At 44.1% G+C, this 23,202-nt stretch carries 18 protein-coding genes and 1 rRNA gene; 14 read left to right on the forward strand and 5 right to left on the reverse strand.

Annotated features, from left to right (window positions below):
* The first annotated feature begins 92 nt into the window (after nt 1-92).
* The 5 genes from Q1V85_RS02475 to Q1V85_RS02495 all read left to right on the forward strand — a co-directional run bounded on the left by Q1V85_RS02475 (nt 93) and on the right by Q1V85_RS02495 (nt 7,084).
* On the forward strand, nt 93-893 hold the full coding sequence (locus Q1V85_RS02475; protein WP_300597089.1) for a glycosyltransferase family 2 protein: 801 nt from the start codon (nt 93-95) through the stop codon (nt 891-893).
* A 242-nt stretch (nt 894-1,135) separates the two neighbouring features.
* Nucleotides 1,136-2,257 carry a glycoside hydrolase family 99-like domain-containing protein gene (locus Q1V85_RS02480; protein ID WP_300597091.1) on the forward strand — a complete coding sequence of 374 codons (1,122 nt, stop codon included), beginning with the start codon at nt 1,136-1,138 and terminating at the stop codon, nt 2,255-2,257.
* Between the two features lie 62 nt (nt 2,258-2,319).
* A complete protein-coding gene (locus Q1V85_RS02485; protein WP_300597093.1) occupies nt 2,320-4,530 on the forward strand; it encodes a glycosyltransferase in 2,211 nt (736 codons plus the stop codon).
* Between the two features lie 38 nt (nt 4,531-4,568).
* Nucleotides 4,569-5,681 (forward strand): glycoside hydrolase family 99-like domain-containing protein, encoded by a 1,113-nt coding sequence (locus Q1V85_RS02490; RefSeq protein WP_300597095.1) that lies wholly within the window; start codon nt 4,569-4,571, stop codon nt 5,679-5,681.
* A 293-nt stretch (nt 5,682-5,974) separates the two neighbouring features.
* Nucleotides 5,975-7,084 carry a glycoside hydrolase family 99-like domain-containing protein gene (locus tag Q1V85_RS02495; RefSeq protein ID WP_300597097.1) on the forward strand — a complete coding sequence of 370 codons (1,110 nt, stop codon included), beginning with the start codon at nt 5,975-5,977 and terminating at the stop codon, nt 7,082-7,084.
* Here the strand turns inward: Q1V85_RS02495 and Q1V85_RS02500 are convergent.
* The 4 genes from Q1V85_RS02500 to Q1V85_RS02515 form a co-directional block, all read right to left on the reverse strand.
* On the reverse strand, nt 7,077-7,958 hold the full coding sequence (locus Q1V85_RS02500; RefSeq protein WP_300597099.1) for a glycosyltransferase: 882 nt from the start codon (nt 7,956-7,958) through the stop codon (nt 7,077-7,079). The genes Q1V85_RS02495 and Q1V85_RS02500 overlap by 8 nt on opposite strands.
* Nucleotides 7,959-8,079: 121 nt before the next feature.
* On the reverse strand, nt 8,080-8,937 hold the full coding sequence (locus Q1V85_RS02505; protein WP_300597101.1) for a glycosyltransferase family A protein: 858 nt from the start codon (nt 8,935-8,937) through the stop codon (nt 8,080-8,082).
* A 394-nt stretch (nt 8,938-9,331) separates the two neighbouring features.
* Entirely contained in the window at nt 9,332-10,768 is a 1,437-nt protein-coding gene (locus tag Q1V85_RS02510) for a hypothetical protein (RefSeq protein WP_300597103.1), read from the reverse strand.
* A gap of 21 nt (nt 10,769-10,789) precedes the next feature.
* Nucleotides 10,790-11,089, reverse strand: a complete 300-nt coding sequence (locus Q1V85_RS02515; protein ID WP_300597105.1) for a hypothetical protein — start codon at nt 11,087-11,089, stop codon at nt 10,790-10,792.
* A 368-nt stretch (nt 11,090-11,457) separates the two neighbouring features.
* On the opposite strand from Q1V85_RS02515, the gene Q1V85_RS02520 reads away from it, so the two are divergent.
* The 7 genes from Q1V85_RS02520 (at nt 11,458) to truA (ending at nt 19,624) form a co-directional block, all read left to right on the forward strand.
* Nucleotides 11,458-13,272, forward strand: coding sequence for an ABC transporter ATP-binding protein (locus Q1V85_RS02520; RefSeq protein WP_300597107.1), 1,815 nt, complete (start codon nt 11,458-11,460; stop codon nt 13,270-13,272).
* A 1,208-nt stretch (nt 13,273-14,480) separates the two neighbouring features.
* The gene (locus Q1V85_RS02525; protein ID WP_300597109.1) at nt 14,481-15,062 is read left to right on the forward strand and encodes a LemA family protein; all 582 of its coding nucleotides are present in this window, start codon (nt 14,481-14,483) and stop codon (nt 15,060-15,062) included.
* Between the two features lie 12 nt (nt 15,063-15,074).
* A complete protein-coding gene (locus Q1V85_RS02530; protein ID WP_300597111.1) occupies nt 15,075-15,650 on the forward strand; it encodes a LemA family protein in 576 nt (191 codons plus the stop codon).
* A gap of 4 nt (nt 15,651-15,654) precedes the next feature.
* Nucleotides 15,655-16,119 carry a TPM domain-containing protein gene (locus Q1V85_RS02535; RefSeq protein WP_300597113.1) on the forward strand — a complete coding sequence of 155 codons (465 nt, stop codon included), beginning with the start codon at nt 15,655-15,657 and terminating at the stop codon, nt 16,117-16,119.
* A gap of 8 nt (nt 16,120-16,127) precedes the next feature.
* Nucleotides 16,128-16,931, forward strand: a complete 804-nt coding sequence (locus Q1V85_RS02540; RefSeq protein ID WP_300597115.1) for a YgcG family protein — start codon at nt 16,128-16,130, stop codon at nt 16,929-16,931.
* 586 nt (nt 16,932-17,517) lie between these two features.
* The gene (locus Q1V85_RS02545) at nt 17,518-18,837 is read left to right on the forward strand and encodes a DUF4476 domain-containing protein (RefSeq protein WP_300597117.1); all 1,320 of its coding nucleotides are present in this window, start codon (nt 17,518-17,520) and stop codon (nt 18,835-18,837) included.
* Between the two features lie 55 nt (nt 18,838-18,892).
* A complete protein-coding gene (truA, locus tag Q1V85_RS02550; protein WP_300597119.1) occupies nt 18,893-19,624 on the forward strand; it encodes a tRNA pseudouridine(38-40) synthase TruA in 732 nt (243 codons plus the stop codon).
* Between the two features lie 17 nt (nt 19,625-19,641).
* Here the strand turns inward: truA and Q1V85_RS02555 are convergent, their stop codons facing one another.
* Nucleotides 19,642-20,625, reverse strand: coding sequence for a UDP-glycosyltransferase (locus tag Q1V85_RS02555; protein WP_300597121.1), 984 nt, complete (start codon nt 20,623-20,625; stop codon nt 19,642-19,644).
* Between the two features lie 358 nt (nt 20,626-20,983).
* Between Q1V85_RS02555 and Q1V85_RS02560 the strand changes: the two genes are divergently transcribed.
* Nucleotides 20,984-22,186 carry an IS4 family transposase gene (locus Q1V85_RS02560; RefSeq protein ID WP_300597123.1) on the forward strand — a complete coding sequence of 401 codons (1,203 nt, stop codon included), beginning with the start codon at nt 20,984-20,986 and terminating at the stop codon, nt 22,184-22,186.
* Between the two features lie 896 nt (nt 22,187-23,082).
* Nucleotides 23,083-23,202: ribosomal RNA gene (locus Q1V85_RS02565) — 16S ribosomal RNA — on the forward strand; the annotation flags it as partial.

Consider the following 23,202-nt stretch of genomic DNA (forward strand, 5'->3'; position numbering starts at 1 on the left):
TGCGAAACAACGGTTTTTTACGTTGTTTTGGAGGGAGATGGTCGTATCAGTAAGCCGGTCTAAACCCAAAAAAGCAGAAAGACAGAAAAAATATGAAAAAAACTCCTTTTAAGGTCGCATTATTGATCTCAACCTATAAATGGCCGGAGGCTTTGCAGCTTGTATTGCAAAGTGTATTGTACCAGAGCCGGCAACCGGATGAGATCATTATTGCAGAGGATGGAGATGACACACGTACTGCCTGGTGCATCGGGGATTTTAAAAAGCTCCACAGCATACCGGTAAAGCATGTGTATCATGAAGACCGTGGTTTTCGTAAAAGTCTGATCCTGAATAAGGCCATAAAAGAGATCGAGTCGGATTATATTATTGAAATTGATGGTGACATTATCATGCACCGCAATTTTATAGCTGACCATATCAATGCAGCAAAAACCGGGTATTTTGTGCAGGGAAGCCGTACCATGCTTACCGAATGGAAAAGCAAGCTACTGCTTAAAACAAGAAAAATAAACCGGCTTCACCCGCTTATGAAAGGGTTGTACAGCCGGTTTAATGCTGTAAGGATGCCCCTGTTTTCCTCTTTTTTTAAGGTAGATCCATATAGCTCCCACAATGTAAAGGGGTGCAATCTGGCTTTTTGGAAGGGTGACTATGTAAAAGTAAACGGGTATTACAGCGGGTTTGAAGGATGGGGATGGGAAGATTATGAATTTGGAGAGCGGCTGATCAATGTAGGCGTAAAAAAGAAACGCGTAAAGATGGCGGCGATCGGGTATCATATTTTTCATCCGCTAAGCTCCAGGGCCAATTTTGTACCGAATGAGTTGATTTACCGGGAAACGGTACAGTTTAAGTACACCTACCGGCCCAATGGGTATGTGGAGGCCTGATCGCCGGTTGTTCCGTAACACCACCAAAATAGACTGGTACCAAAATACATAAAAGTAAATTGAAGCCGGGCAATTGTTTCTCGTTGCAATCACGCAGAAGCTTCTGTCGCTTTAACTTTTTCACCGTTTTTTATTGAAAGAACTGTATTCGCGGTTTTTTAAAAATAAAAATCCGGAAATAAATATATTTGATCAGAAGAGGATTATTCGAAAGGCATTCTCTTAAAAAGTGAAACGGCAGTATGGATTCTATAGAAAAAAAGGATGGAAGCGCAGGTATCAAATGCCTGGCCTTTTATCTCCCACAATATCATCCCATACCTGAAAATGATCAATGGTGGGGAAAAGGATTTACGGAGTGGACCAATGTGACCAAAGCTACACCCTTATTTAAAGGACATCGCCAGCCCGTATTTCCTGCAGATCTTGGGTATTATGATTTAAGGGTGCCTGAGGTAAGGGAAGCGCAGGCGGAGATGGCAAAACAGCATGGCGTGCACGGGTTCATTTACTATCATTACTGGTTTGGAAATGGCAAACAGCTTCTGGAACGTCCGTTAAACGAAGTAGTGGCTTCCGGAACCCCCGATTTCCCGTTCTGCATCTGTTGGGCCAATCAAACCTGGAGCGGTATATGGCATGGCGCGCCGGATAGAATATTAATTAAGCAGGAGTATCCCGGTGATGAGGATATTGCATTGCATTTTGACTACCTGACAAAACTTTTTAGCGACCCAAGATATATAAAGATAGATGGGCGTCCATTATTGATGATCTTTGACGGCCTGGGCCTGCCCGACAGCAAAGCCTATACCGATAAGCTGAGGGCAGAAGCCGTAAGGCGGGGCTTCGAAGGCTTATACATTATGGCATCGAATATTAATACTGACAAATGGGATTTTGCGCAGGCGGGTTTTGACGGAAAGGTATCCTATGCCTATCATAAGGAACAATACCGGTTAATCAAGAAATCAAGAAGACGGATACATAAAAAACTGCACCGCTTTTTTTACCGGATTTTTTGGGATCGTCGTTACCGGGGCGTTACCTGCATCGACCAGGAAGCACTTGTAAAAGCGATCCGCTTTGAGGAGTGTAAGGGCGATATTTATCCCATGGTGATGCCCAACTGGGATAATACGCCCCGGAGTGGTAAAAACGGAGTGGTGATAGCGAACACCAGCCCTCAGTTATTTGAAACGCAAGTGCTCCGGGCCATCGATTATATAAACAGCAGAGAAATGAGCGACCGGTTTGTGATCCTTAAATCCTGGAACGAATGGGCCGAAGGAAATTATGTAGAGCCGGATACCTTGCATGGGTATGCCTATCTGAATGTTTTAAAAAAGCATCTGGGGCTTTAAACCAGGCTGATTCAGATTTGTCAAAGTAAATTTGATATCAGCCTTGCTGAAATAAGGATATAATGAGTTCAAGAAAGTTTACCCAAAGAATCGACCGGATCAATTATACGGCATGTTTCCGGCTGGTGCGAAAATATTACCTGTGGAAAGAAGGAACCGAAAAACGATTATTGGATTCCACATTTATACAGGCGCTATTCGCGCGTTTTTTTTGTTTAATCATCCTTGTCTTCCGGTTTAATAAATACCCACACAAAATTCATTACAACGGTAAACTAAAGAATCTTGTAGCGCAATTACTGGGGTTTCATAACTTTAAAAGAGCGGAAGTGCCCCTTAAGCTGCCATTTTATCGTCCGCTTGAATTTCCCCGAAATGAGGCGCCATTGGTAACCATTATTATTGCGGTATATAATCAATGGGAATTTACCTATAGCTGCCTGAAATCCATTATTGAAAATACTTCGGATATAAGTTACCGCGTAATTGTTGTGGATGATGGCTCTACCGATGAAACGGCATCCTGCCTGCAACAGTATGAAAATATTACGCTCATACAGAATGACCAGAACATGGGCTTTCTGCGGTCCTGTAATAAAGCGGCAGCAACCGTAACCTCGGAATATATCTGTTTCCTGAATAATGATACGTTGGTGGGGCCGCGGTGGCTGCACCATATGCTCGATGTGTTTAACACGCATGACAATACCGGTATTGTGGGCGCCAAGCTGGTATTTCCATACGGGCTGTTGCAGGAAGCAGGAGGGCTGGTGAACGCAGCCGGCGAGCCCGCTAATTTTGGAAGATCGATGGATGCCCGGGATTATAAGTACAATTATCTGCGGGAAACGGATTATTGTTCTGGCGCCTGCCTTTTAATACAGGCTCCGGACTTTTTTTCTTTAGGTGGGTTTAATGAAAAATATGCACCGGCATACTATGAGGACACAGACCTCTGTTTTGCGATGCGTTTTAAACTGGGGAAAAAAGTGTTCTATCAGCCTTTGGCGGAGGTGATCCATTTTGAAGGGATCAGTTCGGGAAAACGGGCTGAAAATGGAAACGTGAACAGCCACCAGGCACAGAATGCCACAATTTTTGTTGCAGCATGGAAACCCTTCCTGGATCGCTTTTCAAACAGCCGGGCGTTTGATGCGCAGGAGGACAAATTTTCAGAAGGCCGGAAGAAAATATTGATTATTGAAGGATACCTCCCTTTTTATGATAAGGATTCAGGGTCGCGCCGGATCTATGAATTGATCAGGATCTTTTTGCAGCTGCATGTTGATGTGTATTATATGGCTGAATATGGTGGCGGAGAAGATCCCTATTATTCGGAGCTGGTTACCCGGGGCGTGCGGATGATTTATGAACCAGAATCATCGAGATCAAAGGAAACATTGCTACATGAAATTTTGCCGGTTATCGATTATGCGTGGATTGCACGGCCCCATTTGAATGAGGCATACGCACCATTGATCAGGACGCATAAAAAGATCACCTGGATTTACGATACGGTCGATCTGCATTATCTGCGGTTAGAGCGTTCCCTGGCTTATGGACCATCAAAAGACGTGACCCCAAAGGCGATCGATGCGCTGAAGAAAAAGGAACTTGGCTTTGCACAGGAGGCGGATATCACCATTGTGGTAACGCCGCAGGAAAAAGATATGTTGACAGAGGCCGGTGCCAGGAACGTAAAAGTGATCCCCAATATACACTCCGTAAAAGAACTGGAAGGGTTACCTGCTTTTGAGGCACGTGAGGGGATCTGCTTTATCGGAAGCTATGATCATCTGCCCAACGTAGATGCAGTATTGTGGCTGGTCCGCGAAATTATGCCGGTGGTATGGAAGCAGCAACCGGGTATGCGGCTTATTCTATTGGGAAGCAACCCCCCGGATGAAGTGCTTGCTTTGAAATCGGACCGGATCGAGGTGCCGGGATATCTGCATGATGTATCTCCTTATTTTTATAATAGCCGCCTGTTTGTGGCGCCGCTCCGGTACGGAGCCGGGATGAAAGGGAAAATAGGACAGGCTATGGAATATGGTTTGCCGATTGTTTCCACAGATATTGGCATTGAAGGTATGGGGCTTGTTGTGGATGAGGATGTCGTCCTGGCGAATACGGGGGAGTCATTTGCCAAGGCTATTCTTGAGTTGTACGATAATGAGGAACGCTGGAACAAAATAGCCCAAAATTCGCGGAACACCATCCGGCGGTATACTCCTGAAAACGTGCGTAAATCCGTTGAAGGAATATTTATATGAGCAAGACCTATTTAATTATAATTTGATTTTTTTAACATATGAAAGCGCAAAAGAACAATACGGATATCAAATGCCTGGCCTTTTACCTTCCGCAATATCACCCTATACCTGAAAACGATGAGTGGTGGGGAAAAGGTTTTACCGAGTGGACAAACGTTACGAAGGCTAGACCCTTATTTAAAGGGCACCGGCAGCCGGTGTTTCCTGGAGAGCTGGGATATTATGATTTAAGGGTCGCTAAAGTAAGGGAGGCCCAGGCGAAGATTGCCAGGGAGCATGGAGTATATGGGTTTATTTATTATCATTACTGGTTTGGAAATGGAAAACAACTTTTGGAGCGGCCATTGAAAGAGGTGATCGCGTCCGGAACGCCAGATTTTCCCTTTTGTGTTTGCTGGGCTAATGAAACCTGGAGCGGTATCTGGCACGGGGCACCCGATAAAATACTGATTCAGCAAAAATATCCAGGCGATGAAGATATCGTGCAGCATTTTGATTGTCTGATAAGGCTTTTTGAAGATCCCCGCTATATCCGGGTTAATGGACTTCCGTTATTTATGATTTATGATGGTGTTCGTTTGCCGGATAGTAAGTCTTATACAGATAAACTTCGGGCGGAAGCGACTCGAAGAGGACTGGGGGGACTGTATATCCTGGCATCCAATATTAACGCAGATAATTGGGATTTTACGGCAGCCGGATTTGATGGGAAAGTTTCCTATGCCTACAATAAAGCGCAATACCGGTTAATGAAAAAGTCGCGACAGCAGCTGCCTAAAAAGGTAGGTCGCTTCTTTCGAAGAATGTTTTTAGGTAGCAGCTATCGGGGTGTTACCCGTATAGATCAACGGACCCTTGTAAAGAGCATTCGGTTTGAAAAGCAGTCTGGCGATATATATCCAATGGTACTCCCCAACTGGGATAACACACCAAGAAGCGGTCATAACGGATTAGTGATAGAGAATACTACACCGGAACTATTTGGAGCGCAGATTCAAAAGGCGGTTGACTATATCAATAGCAGGGAAATGAGTGACCAATTTGTGATCCTAAAGTCCTGGAACGAATGGGCGGAAGGCAATTATGTAGAGCCGGATGCTGTGCATGGTTATGCATACCTGGATGTTTTGAAGAAACATTTGGCCGGATAAATTTGTATAAAATATTTTGATAAAAGAGACTTGAATAGCATTGGAAATTAAAGCATATGCTATATTAGTGAAAACAGAATGTTACTGGCTTTTGGAAGAAAAAGGAATATTTGTTGATGAATGTTGGAAGTTATTGAAGTAAAAAACAATACACCCCAACCTGGTTTTCGATTTAATGCGTATTCGCTTAAAATCTGATTACCGCGGTAATAGGCAAAGAATAACCGACAGATGAAGAAGTCTTTATATAAGCGAAACCTATTTTTAAATTATAATTTAATTTTAAAAAATATATGAAAGCGCAAAAGAACAATACAGATATAAAATGTCTGGCCTTTTATCTTCCACAGTATCACCCGATACCCGAAAACGATGCGTGGTGGGGTAAGGGGTTTACAGAGTGGACAAACGTAACCAAGGCTGTTCCTTTATTTAAAGGACATCGTCAGCCGGTTTTTCCTGCAGACCTGGGGTATTATGATTTAAGGGTGCCGGAAATAAGAGCGGCCCAGGCTAAAATGGCCCGGGACCATGGAGTATATGGGTTCATTTATTATCATTACTGGTTTGGTAATGGAAGACATCTGCTGGATCAGCCTTTAAAAGCAGTATTGGCTTCTAAAACCCCTGATTTCCCTTTTTGTATTTGCTGGGCCAATGAAACCTGGAGTGGTATTTGGCATGGCAGTCCCGACAAAGTATTGATCCGGCAGGAATATCCTGGCGACAATGATATAGCATTACATTTTGATTACCTGGAAGCCTTATTTAATGACCCTCGGTATATCCGTGTGAATGATTGTCCATTAATTATTATATACGATGGACTTGATTTGCCAAATCCTAAAGAATATACCGATAAGTTAAGAGCGGAAGTCATCAGAAGGGGTTTTAATGGACTCTACATTATGGCATCAAATAAAAATCCGGATAGCTGGGATTTCTCGGCGGATGGCTTTGACGGGAAAATTACGTTTGCATATAATAAGCTAATGCAAAAGTTTATATCCGCGTCGAAACAGGAGCAGCAAAAAAAGCAGCAACATTTTTTATACAAGCGAATAGGGGCGAACGGGCGGAAAAAGCCTATTTGTCTGGATCAGCAGGTAATGGTGGAGGAAATGACATTTGAAGAGCACCAGGCAGATGTATATCCCATGGTATTGCCCAATTGGGATAACACACCCAGGAGTGGAAAGAACGGTGTAGTAATTCAAAATACAACACCGGAGTTGTTTGATGTTCAGGTGCAAAAATCGATTGACTATATTAATAGAAAAGGTCTTTGCGAGCGATTTATGATTTTGAAATCATGGAATGAGTGGGCTGAGGGGAATTATGTAGAACCGGATACCCGTTATGGTTACGCTTACCTGGAGGTATTAAAAAAAAGGCTTATGTAGGTTTGTTTTTTATCCGTTCCTGCCTGAATCTTTTTATAAGTTTGAATGGGATTTGGGAGATTGGGTTTAGCTTAAAAAGCTGCCACCAGTATTTCCATGCCATACGGTGCAGGCCCATGGCCCAGGCGCTATTGATGAATTGTATATAATTGTCCGTTTCCAGCTGTTTTTTTTGCCGGAGGGTTGTATTAGATGAAATATATAAAGGCAAATGGCGGGCGTAGAGGTCAAAAAAAACATCAGCACTTTCGATCCAGCTTTTGTCTACATTTCCCATCGAAAAATGTGTGATGTCAATAAGGTCCGTGCAAACCGCCTCATAGCCTTTCAAATGGGCATCAATAGAAATGCCTAGATCATATTGGTGATAGCCTTTCAGACGTTCATTAAACCGCAGGCCGGTTGACTTTCTTAGTGCAATAAACAGCCCGTCTAATGATAACACCCTTACGATATGTTCGTGGGTATGTATCCCAAACCCATAATGCATGGGTTCGTTTTCTTCCTTATTCCCATGGCGCACATATATATATTTAGCACGGTCATCAATATCCCACCAACCGGAAGGCGCTTTGGATTTATACAATCCTCCGGCCACACCGATCAGGCCAATTTGCTGGTTTTGTTTAAAAATTTGCAAAAGGGTGCGGCCCCACCCGGAGGTGTTGAACAACAGATCTTCATGCAGAAAAAGTACATACGGGTATTGGGAAAGCTCCAAACCCTTGTTATAGGCTTGGCACACGCTCATCGACCCCGGGTTTTTCACCTGAACAAGCTCGTAAGGTATTTCTGCTCCTATAGTGGCAGCGATATTGTTTTCAATTGCTGTATAAAAGGCTTCCCGGTATGAAGAAATAACGATTGATAACATTGTTGAAACCTGTTAATGAGTACAAAATACTAATATCTCTGTTTATTAAAAACAGGCAGCGACCGTTACAGGTAGTTCAATTTGCGGGTAGCAGTAATAGAGAAGCGCACATGAGCAGCTGTCATTGAAATTGCTCAATATCGCTCATCCAGGGCTTGCGGCGTTTTAGTGCATAGAATATTTTTTTGTACCATATACCGTAGTATTTCTTTCGAAGGGATAAATATTTTTCCCGGAAGTCTGGCGCATACATGATCCGCTGGAAAAGATTGATACCAGCTTTTTCATAGATTTCAAAATTCTTATAAAAGATATAAAGATGATTTTTTTCGGCGATTTTGTTTTGAGTTTCGTCATTCATATCGGTTAGGGAGTTGCCGGCATGCCGCTTCCGGTAAAAGTAAAGCACTTTTGGAATACGGTAAACACCGCCAAACTTTGCGATCATTCTTAGCCAAAGGTCCCAATCTTCATTATATCTTAGATGAACATCAAACATACACACCGCAAAAAAATGTTCGCGCCGGATCATCGCAAAAATGGGAATACAGTTACAAAAGAGGAAATTTTCGAACTTGTAGACTGGCAGCTCCCATTTGCCTTTCTTTTTTCCAAAATAGGCGGCCTCGCTATATACTATATTGATATTTTTCTTCTCCTCAAAGGTTGCTAGACAGGAGCTGACATAATGTGGAGCGAGTTTATCGTCGGCATCAAGAAAAACAAAAAAGGAACCATTGCTGCTTTGTGCGCCCAGGTTCCTGGCCCCGGATGGCCCGGTATTATTCTGACGTAACAATTTAACATGAGGGTTGTTTTTGACCTCAGTCGGAAGAATATCTGTCAGTGGTATCTTTGAGCCATCATCAACAACAATGATTTCAATGCGGGAATGTGTTTGTTTGAGGGCGGAGTTAACCGACTCCACAATGGTATCGACATTATTGTAGTAGGGGATAATAATGCTTACTAATTTCATGCTGCAATAAGTTTCAACTTTTGATTAGCTCATCCATGGTATAGCAACGTTTGGGAAAAGGGAAATGCAACAGAAAGAAAATATTTTTTATTTTCTTTAACAAAAAAGGATGTCGATAACTGGCAAAATAGTCGTTTAAGTTATGGAAGAGTGGAGGACAAAAATTGGCGATATCTTCATCCATTGGATGATAATTGCTGGTGCGCGTAATCCTGACGAAATTAGGTCACAGATACATATTCAGTCTGTTTCGTTGGCTCAGGAATATAAAAAGAGGCAATATCAATTTTCTGGTATTGCCTCTTTATTAAGATTGTGGTCTATAAATTGTTAATATATTAACGAACCTAGGTCTTAGAATAGCAGAATCAGAATAGTGTTCCCGAAATACTTGTTAATATCCTGATATGGTCTCCCAATTTGACCATCCTGAACTTGTATACGACTTTCGAATTAAACTGTTATTGGTACTTTGGGCGAAAACATCGATGGATTGGGCATCCTTGCTTATGGCAGCAGGAGCAGAGTTGAGATCACCGCCGACATCATTCCAGGTAGACCATCCATTTGCACTGCTCCACCACATATAATGCAAATGATTATCTGATCCAGTAGCGAACACCTCGAGGGTAATTCCACCGCGGCTTACAGCTGCGGGTGTGGAAACAAAATTTCCGCCAAAATCATACCATGCGCTCGACCACCCACTATTGATGCTCCAATACTTGTAATATAAATGTCCATCTGTACCTACAGCGAAGACATCGATACTATTACCGTCTCTGCTAACAACTGCGGGAGGTGCTGCAAAACTTCCGCCGAAATCGGTCCAAGTCGCTGACCATCCGTTTGGACTTCCCCAGTATTTATAGTATAAATGATTGTCAGTGCCAACCGCAAACACATCAATGCTATATTGATTTTTACTGATTGCTACAGGAGCCGATGCGAAGTTTCCACCGAAATCATTCCATGCGGACCAGCTGTTTGTACTGTTCCACCATTTATAATATATATGATTATCCAAACCGGTTGCAAATACTTCAATAGAAAATCCTCCCCGGCTAACAACGGCAGGTGCCGCAGCAAAATTTCCACCGAAATTATTCCATCCAGACCATACATTGGCACTATTTTTCCATTTGTAGTATAGATGATCATCAGTACCGATAGCAAAGACGTCAACGTTATAGTTGTCCTTACTTAATGCGATGGGAGTATATTTAATAGGTCCTGATAAATCTTGCCATGCAGTCCAGTCAGAGGAGGTTCTTGACTTGTAAGCGGCATTGTTATTTGCTGTTTTTGCAAAAACGGCCAGGGTGTTGCTGGCCTTTAGTATAATGGGCATTGGTATAGAACTAATGGTAGTTGTGTCTGCAGCCGGATTCCCAATAATTGAATAATATCCATTTAGGAGCATTGGACCAAGCGTTTGCCCGGCGGTTGAGCTCCAGTAGGAATATTGAGCTGTTAGTGTTTTTCCGATGCTGCTGCTTGGCAGGATGATGTTATCGATATGGATATCCAGGAATGCTCCATTATTATAGTCTGAAGCATTATAAGTTTTATAATCTGTTATGGGTTCAATTTGGCCGGAACTTGTTTTGTAAACCAATCTGAGTGTAATGGTTCCTGGTTCAAAGCTGCTCCCTCCCTGGGGCGGGTAACTTCTGGCGGCCAGGAGATAAAAATTTACAGATAAGCTATTCCCGGTGATGCGGATATTATTGCCATTTGATGGCGTTGCAGTGAATGCTGTTATAACGGGATCTGCTTTGGCCGCAATAAAGGGGAAGATCAATAGGCAATAAAGAATTAGTTTTTTCATGTTGTTAATATTAATGGTGTATTATTTTTCATACTGGGCTTTGTAAATATTAGCAGAGTTGTATCTGTCAGTGGCTTCAGAAATCTTAATCCGGAACCCAGTGTCCGAAATGTAAAATTCTTCAGTAGCTTGGTCTACGTGAATCTTGGATACCGGGATGTTTAATACTGTTGATAAAAAAATCAAAACCTTGTCCTGATTTTGAGCATTGCTCGCGGCTTCTTTTTGGCCTTTGGTGTCAACCGTATTTTTTTTACAGCTGGAAAGGCTCAGTTGGCACGCTAATGCAATAGCAAATGCCATAAACATGTTTTTTTTCATTTGTTAAAAGTTAAAGATTAAATAAAAGACTTGGTTGTTATTGGGAGATTAATAATTTTAGTATCAATGTGTCGTTGAGACGAAGGCTGATGTAAAACGATCACATAAATGCCTATATTTCTGGTTATTACAATAGAAATGCTTTGCCCTGCTTAAAGGGACATAACAGTGTTTGGTAAATGGTTCTTTCATAATATTGTTGTGAATGTTTATCAGGGCTTACTTTACGAATATATATCGGGAAAAGTATATTACAAAATTTAAATAGGAAATATTTTTATCAGGCATCTCTGACTGGCTGCGCTATTCTAAAGACAGCAAATGCCACTTTTTCTCGTAACTTTGCGCGTTTTAATCAATGAACGCGAATGGGTTTAAAAAAATTTAGCCGGCTTTTCAAATATATCGGGTATTACAAGGGAAAGATCATCCTGTATATTTCTATTACGATTATTGCTTCCTCACTGTCCGTGGTTTCCCTGGGGATGCTGGCACCGCTGATGTCCCTTATTTTTAAGGTGGATGGCATCGGGGGGCAAAATATACTGAACAAACTTCCGGGCGGGCGCTATATTGGAGCAGAGCTGTCGAAACTGGTCAACAGCGGTCAGCAAATGCATGCGGTGCTGCTTTGTTGTATATTGGTGATTGTATCCGTTTTCCTGAAAAACCTGTTGTTGTATGTGTCCTCGCTGATTTCAGTACCGGTAAGGAGCTCCATCATCATTCACCTGAAAAATGATCTTTACGCCAAAGTATTGAGCCTGCCAGTGGGCTATTTTTCCGAACAGAAAAAAGGCGATATCATGAGCCGGATGACGAACGATGCCAACCTGGTGGAAAGTTCGGTCGTAAACGCCATGGAAGGGCTGATCAAGGACCCGGTAATGGTGATCAGCTACCTGGTGGCAATGGTAGCCATCAGCCCCGGTTTGTCGGTGTTTTTATTGATCCTGTTACCGGCAACGGCTTTTATCATCGGCCGCATCAGCCGTACCCTTAAAAAGCAAAGCAATGCGGCATCCCTTCGGGTGGGGGATACGCTGTCTATATTGGATGAAACCTTAACGGGTATCCGCATCATTAAAGCATTTACCGCGGAAAAAATTTTAAACAACCGGTTTGTTACCCTCAACAATACCTTACTGGGTATCAATAAAAAAATGGCGGCCCGCAGGGACCTGGCATCCCCGTTAACGGAGCTGCTAGGTGTAGTGGTGCTCTGTGTGATCATTTACTTTGGCGCCAACCTGATTCTGAATGGCAATAGCCTGGGCCCGGGCGATCTGATCTCCTTTATCGCCATTTTTGCCATGATGATTAACCCGGCTAAGTCGTTAGCGGCTTCGTTCTTCAGGGTGCAGGAGGGCGCTGCGGCTATTGAGCGGATTGAGGGATTGTTAAACACACCAGAAAAAGTGGAAGATACCGGCACTAAAAAGCTGGAAGCCTTCACCGAAGGAATTGAATTCAGAAATGTATCCTTTGCCTATAATGAAACGCCGATCCTTAAAGATGTAAACCTCTTTATCCCCAAAGGGAAAACCGTGGCGCTGGTAGGTAGCAGTGGAGCCGGTAAAAGCACGCTGGCAGACCTGGTACCCCGTTTTCATGATGTAAGCTCGGGTGAAATTCTTTTTGATGGGGTCAATATCAAAGACTACAGCCTTGAATCTGTAAGAAAACAGATTGGTATTGTGAGCCAGGAGCCGATCCTGTTTAACGATAGCATTCGGAATAATATTACGCTTTCCGATCCCGATGCGCCCCTCAGTGAAGTGGAAAGTGCGGCCAAAATTGCGAATGCGTACCGGTTTATTGAAAATAAACCTGAGCAATTTGATACCAATATCGGTGACCGTGGTGCTAAATTGAGCGGCGGCGAAAAGCAACGGCTTACAATTGCCCGGGCGGTGTTGAAAAACCCGCCGATCCTGATCCTGGATGAAGCTACTTCTTCGCTGGATACTGAAAGTGAACGGCTGGTGCAGGATGCCATTAACAAGATGATGAAAAACCGTACCTCATTGGTTATCGCTCACCGCCTGAGTACGGTGCGGCACGCGGATGAGATCATCGTGCTGAATAAAGGCGAAATTGCCGAACGGGGCTCGCACCAGGAGCTGATGCAGATCCAGGGGGGGATTTATAAAAAGCTGGTGGATATGCAGGAGATGGTGTAGTCGCAGAAAATGTAAAAGAATAAAAATGGGGATGGCTGCTGTAAGCGCTCATGCAGCTTACAGCAGCCATCCATCTGTTAGGGGCCGGGGTATCGATGTTTTCAGACGGTTATGAAAGAATAGCAGGCTGTTTTGAAAGTCGTTTTACAGGATATTGTCTTTGACGGATGTATCTATGAGTATTTCCTTTGTGTTGCAGAATCAGTGAGGTAATGCCAATCACTCCCGGAGTCATCCTGAACTCGTTTCAGGATCTGCATGAATCTTACGTAGATGCCGAAACAAGTTCGGCATGACTAAAGAAAGGTTGATGCTCAAAACAATAGCCTATCTGTCATTGGCAGTTTTTGATAGGCGGCAGATCTTTTTCAGAAGGACAATCATAATTGTAAAAAAGCAGCGCAGTAAGGGTGGTATAATAGTCAGGCGGCAAGTGCTTCGATTTACTCCTTCGGAAAGGGGACGTTGCTTCTTTTCGATTCGGGTCTATAGTGCGTAGCCGGTCAAACGGCGGTCCGCCGCGGCAGATGACCTTGGCTTTTGCTCCACTTTTTGCCAAGAAAAAGTGGAAGCGAAAAGAATGAAATGTGGCTGTTTATCAGTGTGTTATATTGTATGTTATTGGCGGTTTATTTCATGGTCTATTCTTATTTCAGGATCCGCATGAATCTTGCATAGATGCCGGATAGATGCTGAAACAAGTTCAGCAAGACATTGTTGCCAATGACAGATTGCTTGCGCATTGAAAATCAATTATACTTTAGTCATGCCGAACTTGTTTCGGCATCTATTCATGATTTAGGCAGATCCTGATCCGCGGCGGACAGCTTGACCCAAAGCAGATTTGTTATGGCTTCATTGGTTTTGCAGCGCAAATTGTTTACTCAAGGAGACGAAAGCGTGGGATGTCTCTACATTGTGTAGGGGCCCCTATTAAATATCCGGCATGAAAAGTAGGAGCGCTACATCAAACGGAGTATTTAAAATGTAGAACGGCAAGCCATTCCTGCTTCAGATTCCTCCGCTCAACCGGAACATGCTGCTTTCACTTTTACATTCAGTATTGGGCATTCCTCATCCCTTTGGCCGGTATTTATGGCGGGTTTGCCGATCTGATGGATTGAAAACGAGGAATATGGCATATAATTTAATAACTTGGTGTATTATTTCGTTTAAATTTGTTTCATCAAATCCAAAAACACAAACACATGAAAGGAGTTACGTTAATCATTGTTATTCTGCTGGTCATCCTGGGTTTTATGGGATGCAATGGCTACAATGGCCTGGTAAAAGAGCAGGAAAATGTAAATAAAGCCTGGAATAATGTACAGAGTGAGTATCAAAAGCGAAATGACCTGGTGGGCAACCTGGTGGAAACCGTAAAAGGAGCTGCGAATTTTGAAAAATCTACCCTTACGGACGTGATCAATGCGCGCGCCAAAGCTACTTCTGTACAGGTAAACCCGGAAAATCTTACACCCGAAAAACTAGCTGAATTTCAGGCGGCACAGGGCCAGATGACCAGTGCGCTGGGACGGTTGCTGGTTACTGTGGAAGCATATCCCGAATTAAAAGCCAATCAAAACTTTTTACAACTGCAGGGACAGCTGGAAGGGATTGAAAACGACATCCGGGCATCCCGGCAAACCTTTAATACAGCTGTAAACAGCTATAACGTAAAAGTACGGTCCTTCCCGATGAACATCCTGGGTGGTATCTTCGGATTCCATGCCAAAGAAGGATTTAAGGCAGATCCGGGTTCCGAAAACGCACCGAAAGTAAAATTCTAAACGGGTAAACCGATGAAGAAATCCGGTCTGATCATTGTTGCGGTGCTGGCGGTGATCGGCATCTATTTCCTGGTGTCGTACAATTCCTTTGTAAAAAAAGATGAAAAAGTGCGGCAGCAATGGAGTGAAGTGCAAAATACCTACCAACGCCGGCTGGATCTTACGCCCAACCTGGTAAGTACCGTTAAAGGGATTGCCGGTTTTGAACAATCGACCCTTGTGGCCGTTGCAGAGGCACGCGGCCGGGCGCAGCAAGGACTGGGCGGGGAGCCAACGCCGGAAAATTATAACCGGCAGTCGGGTTTACAGGACTCGCTGGCCGCAGCTTCCAACCGGATTATTGCGGTTATTGAGCGGTACCCAACACTCAAAGGAACGGAAGCCTACCGCGGGTTACAGACCCAGTTGGAGGGCAATGAGCGCCGGATTAAGGTAGCGCGGAATGATTTTAACGCAGCCGTGGCGGTATATAACAGCGCGGTAAGAAGCTTTCCGGGCAATATTGCTGCAGGGATCCTGGGCTTTAAACCCCGGGAGGGATTTCAGGCAGTAGCCGGCGCTGATCAAAATCTTGAAATTAAATTCTGACAACGTGGCCTTTTCTCTATTTAACCGAAATCCGCAGGAAGTGCTTACCAGCGCTGAAAAGGAGCAGATCGTGGAAGCCATCCGCCAGGCGGAAAGCCGTACCAGCGGCGAGATACGGGTATACATCGAAAGTCATAATAAATATGTAGACCCGGTTGACCGCGCAGCGGAAGTATTCTTTAAATTAAAGATGGAGCACACCGTAGACCGGAATGCCGTACTGCTGTATGTGGCGGTAAAAGACCGGCAGCTGGCGATTTTTGGAGATGAAGGTATTTATAAGCGAACCGGGAAGGAGTACTGGAATGGTCTGATAAAAAAGATACTGACCCATTTCAACCAAAAGCATTTTGCTACGGGCATCAGTGAATATATCCACCAGATTGGTGAAGGTTTGCACCTGTATTTTCCTTTTGACCGGGCCACAGACCAGAATGAACTCCCGGATGACATCGTTTTTGGAAGTTAATGATCCCCATGAAGCAACTCTTTTTTTTATATTTCCTGCTGGTTTCGATGGTTTCCTCCGCACAGGTCGAATCCGTGGTCCCCAACCCGCCCAATCCGCCGCGACTGGTTAATGATTTTACCCAAAAAGATGCATATGGTAAGGGCTTTATAACAAAAGAGCAGGCGGATGCACTGGAACGCAAGCTGGTGGCCTATGACGACAGTACCTCCAACCAGATTGCGGTGGTGATCGTAGATGATCTGAAAGGATATTCTAAAGATGATTACGCCATTGCCCTGGGCCGGAAATGGGGCGTGGGCGGACAAAAACAGTTCAGCAATGGGGTGGTGGTGCTGATCAATGCCGGCACCCGGGACCGGGGAATGTTTATTGCTACGGGGTACGGACTGGAAGGCGCCATTACCGACCTTGTGGCTGATCAGATCATCCAGCAGATCATGATCCCCGATTTTAAAAGAGGAGACAATTACCGCGGACTGGATGAAGGTACGGATGCCTTGATACAGGCGGCAGCCGGCCGGTTTAAAGCGCCAGACAACTACCACAAACAGGGTAAGGGGTTTGGTTTTGGAACCGTAGTCCTGGTGATCATCATTGTAATTGTATTTGTAGTCTTTATGAGTGGCGGCGGAAACGGCGGCGGAGGCTACGTTTCGCGTCGGGGATACCGTGGCAACGGCGGATGGATCATACCCGGAGGCTGGTCTGGTGGTGGCGGAGGAGGTTGGTCCGGCGGCGGTGGTGGCGGAGGTTTCGGCGGCTTTGGCGGTGGCGGTTTTGGCGGTGGCGGTGCCGGGGGAAGTTGGTAGGGGGGAATGGTTTCAGGTTTAACGTTCCAGGTTAGATTTGTCTTACACCCGGTGCTGGTTCATCATTCTATTATAACATTTTCAGCTGATAACTGTATTTAGTGAGAAATGAAAAGTTGCGATCGGAACATATGCTACATTATGATGAACGAAATTTTAAAGATCAGGAAACAATTTCCAGGCCACGGCCGAATCGACTGATAGCTGAAAACTGAAGGCTGATGGCTGAACGCTGAACGCCGGTTTCAGGTTTAACGTTCAAGGTTCCAGGTTAGATTTATCTTACACTCGGTGCCAGGCTAATCCAAAATGGGTTTAAAGTCAGTGCCGCATCTCCGGTGGAATCAGCTGAAAACTGAAAACTGAAGGCTGAACGCCGAACGCCGGACACTCCATGTGCGACCTGCAATCCCATTCTCTCATTCCCTCATTCCCACATTTTCACATTCCCATATCTCCCCATTTCCAAATTTTCACATTTTCAAATTTTCAAATTCTTCCAGAAACTTTCCCACCTCGCATTATTCGTTTATTTTTGTTCGAAAGAATCATTTCGATAGGATCAATTTAGAACAATATATACATCATGAATAAGCGTTTATTACTGGCGATCGTCTTTTTACTGGCTGGCTTTGTTTCCTTCGCTCAATACTCCGTTCAATCAAAATATTTCGTTTACCTGCAAACCGAACCTGCGCAGCCGTTTTATATAAAGATCAATGGACAGCGTATTGAAGCCAATTCCTCCGGCTACCTTATTCTGCCCCAATTGAAGGATGGAGATTACCGGCTGGTAGTAGGATTCCAGGACAACAAGACCCCCGAATTGACCTTCAGGTTTAAGATCGACTCAAAGGATAAAGGCTACCTGATCAAAAATTTTGGTGCGGATGGCTGGTCGCTGTTCGACCTTCAGTCGATGGATGTACAGAAGCCGCTGACTGCAGATGAAGCGGCTGCCCTTGCCAAGGCAGAGGCGCCCAAGCCGCAACCGCGTCGTGAAGCTCCAAAGCCACAGCCGAAACCCGAAGAAAAACCGGTGGTAAAGGAGGAAGCTCCAAAACAGGAACCGGCGGCAACAGCGGCTGTTCAGCAAACGCCTCCGCCCGCACAACAGCAACCGGCGGTGGATAATTCCAATGTAAGCGATTTTACAAAAATACTTTCCAAGGCGGCCAATGATCCTTCTTTGCTGGAGCAGCCCAAACCCGAAGAAAAACCGGTGGCAAAGGAAGAAACTCCAAAGCAGGAACCCGCGGGCGCAGCTAAGGAAATGCCGCAGGAGCAGGTTGCGGCAGCAACCTCCAAAAACAATGCACCAAAAGTTGGCAAAGATGCCGTGGTAAAAGTGTCGCAGCACTCTTCCGGAACGGGAACCGTGGTGGTTTACGAAGACCGTACCGGCAATGGAAAAGCAGAACAGATTGAAATTACAATACCGGCGGCTGCAGAAGCCCCGGAAGAAAAGGCCCCGGTAAAAGAAACAACAGACAAAGCAGCTCCCGCAGCAAAAAAGGACCAGGAATTTGCGGTAAAGGAAAAGCCGGCTATGGCACAGGAAGGCACTGTTAATAAAAAGGAAACAAAGGAGGCGCCCAGGGCTGCCGTATCGGGTAGCTGTAAAGCGGTTGCAACGGAAGGCGATTTTCTTAAACTGCGCCGGGATATGGCCGGTAAAGAAAATGACGATCTGATGATTGAAGAGGCCCGGCAGGCATTTAAGAGTAAATGTTACACCACTGCACAGATCAAATACATCAGCAGTATGTTCTTATCAAATGCGGGAAAATATAATTTCTTTGATGCAGCGCGAACCCATATCTCCGATCCGGAAAATTTCAGTACGCTGCAGTCAGAGATCAAGGATACCCACTACAAAGAAAAATTCAATAGTCTTATTCAATAGTTAAGCGCTGAAAACTGATGGCTGAACGCTGTCAGCCTTTGGCGGTAAGGTTACGATGCGTTATTTTTTAGAAGTTTCCTATAAGGGCACCCGTTATAGTGGGTTTCAGATCCAGCATACGGGTGCTACCATTCAGGGGGAGATTGAAAAAGCGTTTACCGTCTTTTTTAAAGAGGCTCCGATTCTTACCGGGTCTTCCCGTACAGATAGTGGTGTGCACGCTTTTCAGAATTTTTTTCATTTCGACTGGAACCGGGATTTTGATTCAAAATGGATTTATAATCTGAACGCCATCCTCCCCGGGGATATCGTTATAAAAGAGGTGCGGCAGGTAGCTGATGACGCCCACAGCCGGTTTGATGCATTGAGCCGCAGCTATTTGTACACAGTATATCAATTCAAGAATGCCTTTCTTGCAGATACGGCTTATTTTTATCCATACCCGCTGAATCTTGCATATATGAACGAAGCCGCCGCCTTATTAAAACGCTTTAAAGACTTCAGCAGTTTTTCCAAAACCAATACCCAGGTAAAAACTTTCAATTGTAACCTCATGGAAAGTCATTGGGCACTGGAGCAGGGGGTATACCGGTACCAGGTAACGGCCAATCGTTTTTTGCGCGGGATGGTGCGGGCCCTGGTGGCCACCATGCTACGCGTGGGCCGGGGTTCCCTGAGTTTGGAAGCCTTTGAGGCAATCATAAAGAAAACGGTATGCGGATCTGCCTATTTTGATGCACCGGCTCACGGCCTGGTACTTACACAAGTGCGGTATCCGGAATCCTGATCATTTTTTAGGATACACTATACGATATACGGCTGTTTTTTGAGGGCTGGCCTGTTGAAAAATCTTTTTACAGATACGGCAAGCTTCTGATAGCCGGAGTACTGATATTTCAGTTGTTGAAAATAATCGAGGTATTCTTCCACCGTGTTCCGGATATTGAGCTTGTTCAGTGCAAAATTGCGGAAGTAGTTCCCGTCTTCCCATTTGAATTTTTTAATTTCTGAGATCACGTCCGGAACAGAAAATGCCCGGTTGCAATACCTGCCGGAGCAGTTTTTGAGGAGGCTTCGTTCCAGCTTGTCTTTCACATACCCATCTCCACAGGGAGGAAAATAGGAGCGATGATCAAATATAATTACCGGGCGTCCGCAGGCCATGGCCTCATAGGCAGACCGGCCGATGCCTACTACCAGATCGGCCTTATTGATCATCTTTTCCACGTTCCATATGGGTGTTTCATATTTGTTCAGCGTTTTAAGGTCGGCGCCTATTGCTGTACATGCGGCTTTGATGATGGCATTGGCCTCGTTCGAATGGCAGAGACTTAAAACAGTTTTCACTTCCGTATGCAACGGAGCCGTACTGGTATACCGGTTTACATTGATCCCGTTTAATATAACCTTGCTGGGCAGCTGCTTTCTTGTTAAATGGTCTTTTACTTCCTGCGAAATAGCAACATATCCGCTGGCATAAGGGGAGGGCTGTTCCAGTTTGGGATACACACCATGACATGTTTGAATGATAAAACCGCGTAGCCGGAGGTGATTTACACAGGTGTGATGGTTGGCCAGTATCAGATCGTACTTTCTTTTCTGACGAAACCGGATGCCCAGTTCTTTTTCCATTTTTGCGGATACCAGCCCTTTATCAAAAGTAAAATACTCTACGTTGAAACCCTGGCGTACCAGTTCCTCTGCCAATGTATAGGTGTAGGTTTCAGATCCGCCCAGGCTATTGAGGTGGTTATTGGCGATCAGAATCGACCGGGGATGTTTAATCATGCGCTGTGCCTTTTTAATGAAGATTAGAAAACAGGCGCCCCATTCATAAAGCGAAGTGTGCTTCCTGTTTATGCCGTCATGGTAAACCGGGGATCAGGGATGGAAATTCAATAGATTCGCAGATACCCGGTACTATGAACATGGTTACTATTACTATTGACGTCTTTTGTTTTCAAACAATGCGGGTACCGTTGTTTTTTGTAGGATATGCTGTTGGCGGACGTAGCGGTAAGAGGGGCAATACCCGCCCGGAAAAGCGCGTGAAGAAAAAAAATCATTGATGTCCGACAAAAAAATAAAGGGGTAGGCCAAGCCGCCCCTTTTTTATAGTTTGCAAGTTACCACACAAGTAAACTATATGAACCAAAGTACAAATTATTTCGGACAGCACCTGTTTTCCCAGATAACTTTTTTGTGTTCCAGGCCTACTGTTGCTGCTGCAATAGAAAAAACGAAGGCCAACCGATATTATAAGCGGCTGCATTTCTATGAACACTTTATCAGCATGCTGTACTGTGTGCTTTCCGGTTGCACCTCTTTGCGGGAGATTGTAAGCGGGCTGGGGGTTGCACAAGGCAAGCTTAATCATCTCGGTATTAATTATGTGCCACCCCGCAGTACCCTGAGCGATGGTAACAAAGAACGTTCCGCTGATACCTTTAAAGCCGTTTACGAAGACCTGTACCAAAAGTACAAGCCTTCTTTGTCGGACAGCACGCTGCCCAAAGCTATCCTGCAAAAACTATTTTTGCTGGATGCTACGGTATTCGGGCTGTTCAAGGCTATTTTGAAAACATCGGGCCGATATGCGGCCAACGGCAAAAAGAAGGGAGGTATCAAGAAAAATACGGTTATTGAAGCCGCTTCGCTTATGCCCTTCTTTATTCAGTTTGATGCAGCAGCCGATAGTGACCAGCGTATTTACAAAAAGCTAAGCCTGCCAGCAGGTTCTTACATCGTTTTTGATAAAGGGTATAACAATTACAAGCAATTTGCCGCCTTCACCCACGCCGGTATTTACTTTATCACACGGCAAAAAGATAACGCTGTCTTCAAAAATGTAATGGAATGCCTGCACGATGACACTTCTGCCGATAACATTCTCAAGGAAGCGATTATTGAACAAACCTACAAAGACGAAGACGGGCAAGAGCAAACCCTGAGGCTTCGCCGTATAGCCTGGTGGGATCAGGAAAAGCAACGTAGTTTTGAGTTCATTACCAATAACTTTGAGCTTGATGCCGCCATTATTGCGCTGTTGTATAAGTATCGATGGAAAATTGAACTATTCTTCAAAAAGTTAAAACAAAACTTCCCGCTGCAATACTTTGTGGGAGACAATCAGAATGCCATAGAGATACAAATATGGTGCGCGTTAATCGCCCTGTTATTGTTATCAACAATACATCATCAGCATCAATCCAAAATGGCTTTCAGCGTTTTTGTAACCGTAGTCAGGCTGCATTTGTTCAACTATATCGGCATTGCAACTCTTTTAAAGCACTATCAACAGCAACGAAAAGCATCGACTAAGCAACCAGAACTCTTTAACTCAACATAACCCTGCTTTTGGAATCCAAAACCAAAATACAGTCTTCACCCCGCTTTCAACTTGTTAATAAAGGCTTTGGGGAGGTTTGGCGGACAATAGTGAAAAAAAATGATGATTTTTTTCAAATAAGTTTGGTGGTTTTAAAAAAGGTTCTATATTTGCACTCCGTTTGTGAAACGGATGAGTTCTCTGAGAAGAAAATAAAAGATTCAAAGCTCTGAAACATTGATTCAGTCTGCGTTTCAGAAGCATCTACTACTATAATGAATTCCAGAAAATCTATTACTGGACATTCCGCTTATACTTACCGAACGGTTAGAAAAAATTGAAAAAATATTTTGCTGATCGTATCAAAATTCAAAATGAAAGTTGTATCTTTGCAGTCCGCCTTTAAATAAGGCAAACAAAAAAACAAACGCTTCAGTAACGGTAAGTTCTTCACACATAATTGGTTACATCAAAAAAAAGATAGAATTTTTTTTGTTAGTTTGGAAAGGAATTGTATCTTTGCAACCCGATTGAAAACGGGGATAGTTCTTGGAAAGGTTTTGAAGAAAGGGAGAAAAATAAATTTGGTGGTTTGGAAATAAGTTTTTAGCTTTGCAACCCCAAACGGTGACCGAGGGGTGTAGAAATGAGGTCATAAGTTCTTCAGAATTAGATAAATACGATACAGCGATAGGGCGCTTGTCTGGTTCAAGTCCGGAAGTATTGGCAAGTTTGTGAGGTATCTTTTAGGAGATAGTTTTGCAAAAAGATCTTTGAAAGTTTGGAAGCAATAGCACAATTCAGTCACATTAAGTTGTGACAACGAAAAGGTAAGTCAAAAAGCAAATAACATTAGATTTTTGACACGTTAATTTTTCTCTTGAGAATTTTTAGATGTCAGTAAGTCAAACTCATTTACAACGGAGAGTTTGATCCTGGCTCAGGATGAACGCTAGCGGCAGGCTTAATACATGCAAGTCGTGGGGTAGAGAGGTGCTTGCACTTCTTGAGACCGGCAAACGGGTGCGGAACACGTA

The organism is Niabella sp. (genome assembly GCF_030150205.1).
Classification (GTDB): domain Bacteria; phylum Bacteroidota; class Bacteroidia; order Chitinophagales; family Chitinophagaceae; genus Niabella.

What these genes read in the sequence shown, in the direction of transcription:
- Q1V85_RS02505 (WP_300597101.1), bottom strand. Translation starts at nt 8,937, where the DNA reads ATGAAATTAGTAAGCATTATTATCCCCTACTACAATAATGTCGATACC.
- Q1V85_RS02500 (WP_300597099.1), bottom strand. Translation starts at nt 7,958, where the DNA reads ATGTTATCAATCGTTATTTCTTCATACCGGGAAGCCTTTTATACAGCA.
- Q1V85_RS02495 (WP_300597097.1), top strand. Translation starts at nt 5,975, where the DNA reads ATGAAAGCGCAAAAGAACAATACAGATATAAAATGTCTGGCCTTTTAT.
- Q1V85_RS02560 (WP_300597123.1), top strand. Translation starts at nt 20,984, where the DNA reads ATGAACCAAAGTACAAATTATTTCGGACAGCACCTGTTTTCCCAGATA.
- Q1V85_RS02485 (WP_300597093.1), top strand. Translation starts at nt 2,320, where the DNA reads ATGAGTTCAAGAAAGTTTACCCAAAGAATCGACCGGATCAATTATACG.
- Q1V85_RS02520 (WP_300597107.1), top strand. Translation starts at nt 11,458, where the DNA reads ATGGGTTTAAAAAAATTTAGCCGGCTTTTCAAATATATCGGGTATTAC.
- Q1V85_RS02490 (WP_300597095.1), top strand. Translation starts at nt 4,569, where the DNA reads ATGAAAGCGCAAAAGAACAATACGGATATCAAATGCCTGGCCTTTTAC.
- Q1V85_RS02510 (WP_300597103.1), bottom strand. Translation starts at nt 10,768, where the DNA reads ATGAAAAAACTAATTCTTTATTGCCTATTGATCTTCCCCTTTATTGCG.
- Q1V85_RS02480 (WP_300597091.1), top strand. Translation starts at nt 1,136, where the DNA reads ATGGATTCTATAGAAAAAAAGGATGGAAGCGCAGGTATCAAATGCCTG.
- Q1V85_RS02555 (WP_300597121.1), bottom strand. Translation starts at nt 20,625, where the DNA reads ATGATTAAACATCCCCGGTCGATTCTGATCGCCAATAACCACCTCAAT.
- Q1V85_RS02530 (WP_300597111.1), top strand. Translation starts at nt 15,075, where the DNA reads ATGAAGAAATCCGGTCTGATCATTGTTGCGGTGCTGGCGGTGATCGGC.
- Q1V85_RS02540 (WP_300597115.1), top strand. Translation starts at nt 16,128, where the DNA reads ATGAAGCAACTCTTTTTTTTATATTTCCTGCTGGTTTCGATGGTTTCC.
- Q1V85_RS02515 (WP_300597105.1), bottom strand. Translation starts at nt 11,089, where the DNA reads ATGAAAAAAAACATGTTTATGGCATTTGCTATTGCATTAGCGTGCCAA.
- Q1V85_RS02545 (WP_300597117.1), top strand. Translation starts at nt 17,518, where the DNA reads ATGAATAAGCGTTTATTACTGGCGATCGTCTTTTTACTGGCTGGCTTT.
- Q1V85_RS02525 (WP_300597109.1), top strand. Translation starts at nt 14,481, where the DNA reads ATGAAAGGAGTTACGTTAATCATTGTTATTCTGCTGGTCATCCTGGGT.
- Q1V85_RS02475 (WP_300597089.1), top strand. Translation starts at nt 93, where the DNA reads ATGAAAAAAACTCCTTTTAAGGTCGCATTATTGATCTCAACCTATAAA.
- truA (WP_300597119.1), top strand. Translation starts at nt 18,893, where the DNA reads ATGCGTTATTTTTTAGAAGTTTCCTATAAGGGCACCCGTTATAGTGGG.